This window comes from Mesorhizobium sp. M7D.F.Ca.US.004.01.2.1, from assembly GCF_003997785.1.
Taxonomy (GTDB): Bacteria; Pseudomonadota; Alphaproteobacteria; order Rhizobiales; family Rhizobiaceae; genus Mesorhizobium; species Mesorhizobium loti.
Window position 1 is genome coordinate 1 of record NZ_RZRQ01000257.1, and the last position, 8,364, is coordinate 8,364.

Sequence of the window (8,364 nt, forward strand, 5' to 3'; positions counted from 1 at the left end):
ACGCAGGCCATCAAGAACGGCAAGAACCCCGGCAACGTCTCGACCGATGCCGGGCAGAGCTACCAGCTGCTTGCCGGCAACAAGGATACGCCGACGCATTACCTCATCCTGGTGCCGGGCGCCGATCCGGAGCGCCGCTGGGTGAAAGTCACCTGCGGCCATGTTTCGGGTAGCAGCGCCGCGACCGTGCCGGCCGCACCGGGCGGGCAAGGCAAGCCGGCGGCATCGGGAAAACCCGAATATGTCTTCGCGCTGAGCTGGCAGCCGGCCTTCTGCGAGACCAAGTCGAGCAAGACGGAATGCAAGGTGCAGAGTGCAGGTGATTTCGACGCTACGCATTTCACCTTGCACGGCCTGTGGCCGCAGCCGAACGGCAATTTCTATTGCCAGGCGACGGCGAGCGACAAGGCCAACGACAATCCGGCCCACTGGAAAGACCTGCCGCCGGTCAATCTGGACGCCAACACCCGCACAGAGCTCGATCAGGTGATGCCGGGGACAGCTTCCAAGCTCGAACGGCATGAATGGATCAAGCACGGCACCTGCTACGGCAAGAGCCAGCAGGACTATTTCTCCGACGCGCTCAACTTGATGCGCGCGGTGAACAGCTCGCCGGTGCGCGATCTCTTTGCCAAGAACATCGGCGGCAAGCTGACGGCGGACCAGATTCGCGGCGCCTTCGACACTGCCTTCGGGGCGGGAGCAGGGGACCGCGTGCGTGTTTCCTGCGTCATCGATCCGTCGAGCGGCAGGCGGCTGATCGGCGAACTGACGCTCGGCCTCGCCGGTCCGATCGGCTCCAACAGCTCGCTCAAGGACCTGCTGCTGGCTTCGGTGCCGACCAACAAGGCCGGTTGCCCGACAGGCACTGTCGACGCGATTGGGTTCCAGTAAGTACGGGGCGGCTTCCAGTAAGTACGGGCGGTTCCAGCAGGCGCTGGCAGGACGCAGACACCGGACTGTCGCCTTGCCGCGTCCCGATGCTATGCTGCCCGCGCATCATTTCGGCGGGGCTCGCAATGGATGGCATGACGAGCAGCGCGCTGGCGCGGCTGGCTTTCTGGGCCAGGGGCATGGTCTCGATAAACGATGCCCGCATGGAATGGCCGGGCTTTTCCTACACCGACGCCGAATGGGCGCGCATGCGAACGCTATCCGAACCGATCGGCGTCGGCACCTACCAGCTGTTCACGATCGTCAATGCGGTGATTTTCATCACTATCGCGGCGATCGGCATTTTCGGTGTCTTCCTGCCGCTGGCGACGCTGCTGTTTCCCATACCGGCGGAAACCAGCGCGCTGAAGTTTTCGCTGCTGCTGGCGACTTGTGCTTTCCTGATCATCGGGCTCGGCCTGCCGATCTCGATGCGCCTTTCGGCCATGCTGGTGGGCGGCAGGGCGGTGCGGGCGGCACTTGTTTCCGCGCCCGGCGACGAGGCGTTGGCGTCAAAAGTGTCGTGGCAGATCAACCGCATCATGCTGATTCTATGCGGCCTGCTGGTGCCGGGCATCCTGCTGTTCATTGCCTATGACATCGAAGCCGGGCCGATCATCACCGCGCTGAAATGGCTGGCGATCGCGCTGATGGCGGTTTCCACCGTGACAGGCTTTCGGCGGCAGAAGAAGTCCTAACGACAGACCTAGATCTGCGCGGACTTGGTCCACGCAACGGCTGCGTCGGCTTCGTGGCCGCCCGGCTCGCCGACGACGCGATCGCGCCCGGTCGACTTCGCCTTGTAGAGGCGCTGGTCGGCAAGCGCGAACAGGTCGGCAAGGCAGCGCGTCGTTTCGCTGACGCTGGAAACGCCGGCGCTGACGGTCAGCTCGAACCGGCTGGTGGCGGCCGAGGCCTTGACCGCGTAGCGGATGCTTTCGCCGAACAGCCTGGCGACCGAGTGCGGGCGCGAACTGAGGATGGCGAATTCCTCGCCGCCGATGCGGAACACCAGGTCTTCGGCGCTTGCCGCCTCGGTAAGCAGGATCGCAACCGCTTTCAGCACCTTGTCGCCTTCGGCATGGCCGAAACGGTCGTTGATCGACTTGAAATGGTCGACATCGATGATCAGCAGGCTGAGCGGCCTGGCGGTGCGCAGGCTGTCCTGGACGGCGGCTTCACCGTCGGCGTCGAAGCGCCCGCGATGCAGCAGGCCGGTCAGGCCGTCACGGCCGACATGTTCGACCAGCGCTTCATAGCGTTCGCGATAGGTGAGTGTTTCGAAAATGTCGGTCAGCCCGCGCGGCGCCGCGACCTGACGCTCCTCGAACCATTTGAGATAGGCCACGAGCATGGTGCTGAAGATCAGCGCCGCCGCCATCTTGGCAAACCAGCCGCCGAAAAAGACCGCGATCGGCGCGCCGGCGACGAAATGCAGCGCGGTGAAGAACCCGGCCTGGTCGAAGGTGAGCACGCAAGCGACCGAAATCAGGATGCGCGCGAACTGTGCCTTGCGCAGGTAACGCCCGAGCTTTTCATAGAGCAGGATGATCAGGATGGCGTCGACGAACAGCAGCGTCGTGCCCCAGACCATCAGCCAGCCCATCTCGTCGATGAAGCCGATGTCGGGGAGCCTGCCGTCGGGAAGTGCCGCGATGACGTGCAGGCGCAGCAGCAGCACCAGCCCGATCATCAGCGCATTGCCGAACAGCAGGCCGTAGATCGGCTGACGCACGGTGGCGGCATCCTCTTTCATATAGAGCAGCAACAGCATGACCAGCTTGCCGGAAAACAGCACAGCCGAGCCCGGCGAGACCATGCCGAACGGCAAGGCGACGTAAAAAACGCTGGCGAGATAGGTCTCGAGGAAGTGCATGACGCCGAGCGCGCAGACGAAGACGCCGAGGCCGATACGCTGTCTGAAGCGGAAAAGCGTCACCATGACGCTGAAGTAGACGACCGCTTCGGCAAGGAGCAGGAAACTGTTCAGCAATGCCGTCGATCCGATCTTTCTCCTGAAATCGCTGCAAATCAGCGATTCCACCCCGATCCTGTTTTGACCCGGAAGGGTTAACCGGAGCTTTCATCGCGTCCGATGAGCGTGGAAAACTTCAGCGGTTGGCGGACACTTCCGCGTGTGACCGGCCAGATGCGGCAAAAGCGATTGCCGTTCGCCGCCGCATCGCCTACATAGCGGCCAACCTCCACTCAATTCGACAATCCAGTCAGTTTTTTCAGGGAAAGCGCGCGTGGCACGCCAGTTCATCTATCACATGGCCGGCCTCAACAAGGCCTATGGCACCAAGAAGGTGCTCGAGAATGTCCATCTCTCCTTCTATCCCGACGCCAAGATCGGCATTCTCGGCCCCAACGGTTCGGGCAAGTCGACGATCCTCAAGATCATGGCCGGGCTCGACAAGGAGTGGAACGGCGAAGCCTGGCTCGCCGAAGGCGCCACCGTCGGCTACCTGGCGCAGGAGCCGGCGCTTGATCCGGACAAGACCGTGTTCGAAAACATCATGGAAGGCGTCGCCGCCAAGACCGCCATCATCGAGCGCTACAACGAATTGATGATGAATTATTCCGACGAGACGGCCGACGAGTCGGCCAAGCTCCAGGACGAGATGGACCGGCTCAACCTGTGGGATCTCGAGCAGCAGGTCGAGATGGCGATGGAAGCGCTGGGCTGCCCGCCCAAGGATTCGGAAGTCACCAAGCTTTCGGGCGGCGAGCGCCGCCGCGTCGCGCTCTGCCAGCTCTTGCTGCGCCAGCCCGACCTTTTGCTGCTCGACGAACCGACCAACCATCTCGACGCCGAGACCACGGCGTGGCTGGAAAAGCATCTGCGTGCCTATCCGGGCGCTGTGATGATCATCACCCACGATCGCTACTTCCTCGACAACGTCACCGGCTGGATCCTTGAACTCGACCGCGGCCGCGGCATTCCCTATGAGGGCAACTACACCAAATACCTCGAAGCCAAGGCCAAGCGGCTCAAGCAGGAAGGCCGCGAGGACGACGCCCGCCAGCGCGCCATCGGCCGCGAGCGCGAGTGGATCCAGTCGAGCCCCAAGGCCCGCCAGACCAAGTCCAAGGCGCGTATCCAGGCGTTCCAGGACCTTTTGGATGCAGCCGACAAGCGGCGTCCGAGCGACACGCAGATCGTCATTCCGCATGGCGAGCGGCTCGGCAATGTGGTGATCGAGGCGGAAGGCCTGTCGAAGGGCTTTGGCGACACGCTTTTGATCGACGGGCTGGAATTCAAGCTGCCGCCCGGCGGCATCGTCGGCGTCATCGGCCCGAACGGCGCCGGCAAGACGACGCTGTTCCGCATGATCACCGGTCAGGAAAAGCCGGATGCGGGCTCGGTCCGTGTCGGCGAAACGGTCAAGCTCGGCTATGTCGACCAGAGCCGCGACGCGCTCGATCCGTCAAAGACGGTGTGGGAAGAGATTTCCGGCGGCGCCGAAGTGGTCAAGCTCGGCAAGTTCGAAGCCAACACGCGCGCCTATTGCGCCTCGTTCAACTTCCGTGGCGGCGACCAGCAGCAGAAGGTCGGCAACCTCTCCGGCGGCCAGCGCAACCGCGTGCATCTGGCCAAGATGCTGAAGACCGGCGGCAATGTGCTGCTGCTCGACGAACCGACCAACGATCTCGATACGGAAACGCTTGCCGCACTTGAAGACGCGCTGGAAAACTTCGGCGGCTGCGCGGTCATCATCTCGCACGATCGCATGTTCCTCGATCGCCTGGCGACGCACATCCTCGCCTTCGAGGGCGACAGCCATGTCGAATGGTTCGAGGGCAATTTCGAGGATTACGAGCAGGACAAGATACGCCGCCTTGGGCCCGATGCCGTCAACCCGCACCGCATGACGTATAAGAGGCTGACGCGGTAAGGAGTTTTCCGGGCGGCGAATTCTCAAGAAGACATGAGGAGCTCACATGGCTGATTGGTCCGCCGCCCAATATCTGAAATTCGAGGACGAGCGCACGCGACCCGCGCGCGACTTGGTCGCGCAGGTCCCCGTCGACTTCCCGCGCCGGGTCGTCGATATCGGCTGCGGGCCGGGCAACTCGACCGAGCTGCTTGTCGAGCGCTGGCCGGATGCTGAGGTGAGCGGCTTCGACACCTCACCCGACATGATCGAGAAGGCGAGGGCGCGCCTGCCAGAGGTCACCTTTGATCTCGCCGATGCTTCCAAATGGCAGCCGGCGGAGCCGGTCGACGTGATTTTTGCCAATGCGGTGTTCCAGTGGCTGCCCGAGCATCCCAAGGTGTTCCAGCGGCTGATGGGTTTTCTCGCGCCAGGCGGCGCGCTGGCCATCCAGATGCCCGACAATATGGGCGAAGATTCGCACCGCCTGATGCGGGAAACCGCCGCCGAAATGCCATTTGCCAAAAAGCTCAAGGGGGCCGCGCGCGGGCCGCTGCAGCCGGTGTCGTTCTACTATGACCTGTTGTCGCCGCTCAGCGATCGGCTGGATATCTGGCACACCATCTACAACCACCCGCTTGCCGACGCGCAGGCGATCGTTGAATGGGTGAAGTCGACGGGCCTGAAGCCTTTTGTCGACCCGCTCGATGCGAACGAGAAGACACTGTTCCTCGACAGCTACACGGCCAAGATCGCCAAGGCCTATCCGAAGACGGCTGATGGCAAGGTGCTTTTGCGCTTTCCGCGCATCTTCATCGTCGCCAAGCGGGCTTGATTATCCACGTTGCGCGGCGCCCGTTGCGGCCGCTTGACCGGATTTCGCCGCCATGCGCATTTCACCGCGTTGGGTCACGATGGCCCATGGTAGGGGGGTGGATGATGACATTGAAAAAGATGCTTTTCGGCGGCAGCGTGTGCGCGGCGGCACTTCTGGCGTTCTCGATCTCGGCGGAAGCCAAGCGAGCACGCTGCTTCACCAGCGATGACGGTTATTTCTCATGCAGCTACAGGGCGATCGATGATGCGGGCAGCTTCCGCATCTCGGCGCCGGGCTATCCGACCTATGTCCTGGAAATCGACGGGCCGGGTTTTGCCTATGGCTATGTCAATCTCGGCCGCCGCAATGTGCCGCTGCCGGGGCAGTTTGTGCGCAGCCGCGACGACGGCGCCTGCTGGAACAACCCGCAGACCAACACCAAGCTCTGCGCCTGGTGAAGTCAGGCTTAAGTCGGCCCAAACCTTTGGTTTAAGCCGGCGTAAACCGCCGCGGTGAGAAAAGTGTTGCGCCGGAGCGTTCCGGCGCCCACATGAAGCCCGCAACGCCTGCGGATGGACGGACTGGATATATGCATCGCGTCATCATCAGTGGCATCGGCGTTGAAATCCCTGAAGCCAAGATCACCAACGAAGAACTGGTCGCCAGCTTCAATGCCTGGGTCGACACGGAGAATGCGCGCCGCCTGGGCACCGACGAGCCGCCGCTGTCGAAATCGGACAGCGACTTCATCGTCCACGCCTCGGGCGTGCGCACCCGCCATGTCATCGAGCGCGAGGGCATCCTCGATCCGACCCGCATGGCGCCGCGCATTCCGGCACGGCCTGACGATGCGCTGTCGCTCGAAGCCGAGTTCGGCATCGCCTCGGCCCAAAAGGCTCTCGACCATGCCGGGCTGAAGCCGTCCGATATCGACCTGGTGATCTGCTCGGCCTCGCATCACCAGCGACCCTATCCGGCGATCGCCATCGAAATGCAGGAGGCGTTGGGGACAAAGGGCGCCGGCTTCGACATGGGGCTCGGCTGTTCGTCGGCGGCTGCCGCCTTGCACATCGCCGTCAACCTCGTGCGGTCGGGCGCACACAAGCGCATTCTGGTGACGACGCCCGAGATCATCACCGGTCATCTCAATTTCCGCGACCGGCAGACGCATTTCATCTTCGGCGACGCTTCGGTGTCGATGGTGGTCGAAGGTCTGGCCAAGGGCGATAAGCGGCCGGGGCGTTTCGAGGTGCTCGACACGCGCGTCTGGACGCAGATGTCGAACAACATCCGCACCAATCTGGGCTATCACACCCGCACCGCCCAGGACGATCCCTACATGATCAATCTGGAAGGCAACCTGATCAAGCAGGTCGGCAACAAGGTGTTCAAGGAAGTCACCGTCGCCGGGCAAAAATTCATCGTCGAATTCCTCGCCGAGCACGGGCTGACGCCGCAGGCGATCAGGCGCTTCTGGCTGCATCAGGCCAATGCGCGCATGAATGCGATGATCCTGAAACTGTCGTTCGGCCACGAGGTGGATCACGACCGCGCGCCGATGGTGCTGGAGCGGCTGGGCAACACGGCGGGCGCCGGCGCCATCGTCGCGCTGTCGGAAAACCACGCCGACATGAAGCCCGGCGATTTCGGCCTGATCTGCGCCTTTGGCGCGGGGTATTCGATAGGCGGCGCGCTACTGCGGATGCTTTGAGCTTGCCGTGTCAGGCTGGCGCGAACGGCACCAGCATCGGCACGCGCCTGGCATAGTCGTCATAGGCGCTGCCCAGTTCGCCTCGCAGGAAGCTTTCTTCCAGTCTTGCCTTGGTCACGATGCCGATGATGAGCAGGGCGGTTCCGGCTATGCCCCAGACGGTGCCCTTGGCCGCCATGGTGGCGAGGACCGCCAGCAGCAATCCGGTGTAGATCGGATGCCGGACAAGGCCGTACGGGCCGGTGTTGACGATCCGGTGCCCGGCCTTGGCGGTGATCGTGCCCGACCACAGCCTGCCGAGATGCAGGCGCGCCCACCAGGCAAAGGCGATGCCGATGGCGATCAGGGCGACACAGATCCAGGCTTCGGGGAGATCAGGCATCCATAACCTGAGCCGGCCTTCATAGCCGTGCGCCGGAATGAACAGCAGCACCGCGCCGGCCAGCCAGAGACCCCGATAGCGGGCCTCCGCCCTCAATCCGGCGCGCTTCTGGGCAGGGTCGGACCACAAAGCGGCGACGGCCCAGGTTCCTGCCCAGATCAACCAAAGCAATGTGATTGCCGTCACGGGTCGCATGATCAGCCTCCGCGAACTGTCCTGATATCACCATGAAACCGGCACAGCGCGGCGGCAATGCGGCGCGACGCCGGACGGGCTTCATTCCTGGTAAGAAGATCGTGATCCGCGGGTCTATCCCCTGGAACAACTGAACATCCATTGCACGCCGAAAGCGTCGACCAGCATGCCGAAGCTGGTTCCCCAAATTTGCCGCGCCAGAGGCACGGTGATCCGGCCGCCTGTGCTCATGCGGCCGAAAAGCTCCTGCATGGCGGCCAGGTCGTCGAACTCCAGGCAAAGGGCGGAACCCTTCATCGGCTCGGCGTCGTCATTGTCGGAGGCATGAAACAGGACGCCGGGGCCTTCGAACCGGGCATGCAGGACTTTTCCGCGCATGGCTTCGGTCCGCACCGGCATGTCGTTGTCTCCCCAGCGCAGCAGGACCGTTGCTCGGCCGAGGCCACAC

General features: G+C 63.1%; 9 protein-coding genes. 6 read left to right on the top strand and 3 right to left on the bottom strand.

Features of this window, described 5'->3' with window-relative positions:
- Both EN993_RS26420 and EN993_RS26425 read left to right on the top strand, forming a co-directional pair.
- Positions 1-894, top strand: an 894-nt coding sequence (locus tag EN993_RS26420) for a ribonuclease (protein WP_127265231.1), incomplete at its 5' end; no start/stop codon positions are given.
- A gap of 125 nt (positions 895-1,019) precedes the next feature.
- Complete coding sequence (locus EN993_RS26425; RefSeq protein WP_109668323.1) at positions 1,020-1,631, top strand: hypothetical protein; 612 nt, start codon at positions 1,020-1,022, stop codon at positions 1,629-1,631.
- An 8-nt stretch (positions 1,632-1,639) separates the two neighbouring features.
- On the opposite strand, the gene EN993_RS26430 is transcribed toward EN993_RS26425, so the two are convergent.
- Positions 1,640-2,926, bottom strand: coding sequence for a GGDEF domain-containing protein (locus EN993_RS26430; protein ID WP_127265233.1), 1,287 nt, complete (start codon positions 2,924-2,926; stop codon positions 1,640-1,642).
- 256 nt (positions 2,927-3,182) lie between these two features.
- Between EN993_RS26430 and ettA the strand changes: the two genes are divergently transcribed.
- The 4 genes from ettA to EN993_RS26450 all read left to right on the top strand — a co-directional run bounded on the left by ettA (position 3,183) and on the right by EN993_RS26450 (position 7,339).
- On the top strand, positions 3,183-4,832 hold the full coding sequence (gene ettA / locus EN993_RS26435) for an energy-dependent translational throttle protein EttA (RefSeq protein WP_013530923.1): 1,650 nt from the start codon (positions 3,183-3,185) through the stop codon (positions 4,830-4,832).
- A gap of 46 nt (positions 4,833-4,878) precedes the next feature.
- Positions 4,879-5,646, top strand: coding sequence for a trans-aconitate 2-methyltransferase (gene tam / locus EN993_RS26440; RefSeq protein ID WP_127265234.1), 768 nt, complete (start codon positions 4,879-4,881; stop codon positions 5,644-5,646).
- Positions 5,647-5,750: 104 nt separating this feature from the next.
- Positions 5,751-6,086: a hypothetical protein gene (locus EN993_RS26445; RefSeq protein ID WP_126071130.1), complete on the top strand. Its 336-nt coding sequence runs from the start codon at positions 5,751-5,753 to the stop codon at positions 6,084-6,086.
- Positions 6,087-6,217: 131 nt separating this feature from the next.
- A complete protein-coding gene (locus tag EN993_RS26450; protein ID WP_109668319.1) occupies positions 6,218-7,339 on the top strand; it encodes a beta-ketoacyl-ACP synthase III in 1,122 nt (373 codons plus the stop codon).
- A 10-nt stretch (positions 7,340-7,349) separates the two neighbouring features.
- Here EN993_RS26450 and EN993_RS26455 read toward each other — a convergent pair whose 3' ends face one another.
- Both EN993_RS26455 and EN993_RS26460 read right to left on the bottom strand, forming a co-directional pair.
- Positions 7,350-7,916, bottom strand: a complete 567-nt coding sequence (locus tag EN993_RS26455) for an isoprenylcysteine carboxylmethyltransferase family protein (protein ID WP_109668317.1) — start codon at positions 7,914-7,916, stop codon at positions 7,350-7,352.
- A gap of 114 nt (positions 7,917-8,030) precedes the next feature.
- The coding region (locus EN993_RS26460; RefSeq protein WP_127265235.1) for a VOC family protein at positions 8,031-8,364 on the bottom strand (334 nt) is incomplete at its 5' end.

Coding starts and splice junctions, on each gene's coding strand:
- EN993_RS26425 (WP_109668323.1), top strand. CDS start 1,020: ATGGATGGCATGACGAGCAGCGCGCTGGCGCGGCTGGCTTTCTGGGCC.
- tam (WP_127265234.1), top strand. CDS start 4,879: ATGGCTGATTGGTCCGCCGCCCAATATCTGAAATTCGAGGACGAGCGC.
- EN993_RS26445 (WP_126071130.1), top strand. CDS start 5,751: ATGACATTGAAAAAGATGCTTTTCGGCGGCAGCGTGTGCGCGGCGGCA.
- EN993_RS26450 (WP_109668319.1), top strand. CDS start 6,218: ATGCATCGCGTCATCATCAGTGGCATCGGCGTTGAAATCCCTGAAGCC.
- EN993_RS26455 (WP_109668317.1), bottom strand. CDS start 7,916: ATGCGACCCGTGACGGCAATCACATTGCTTTGGTTGATCTGGGCAGGA.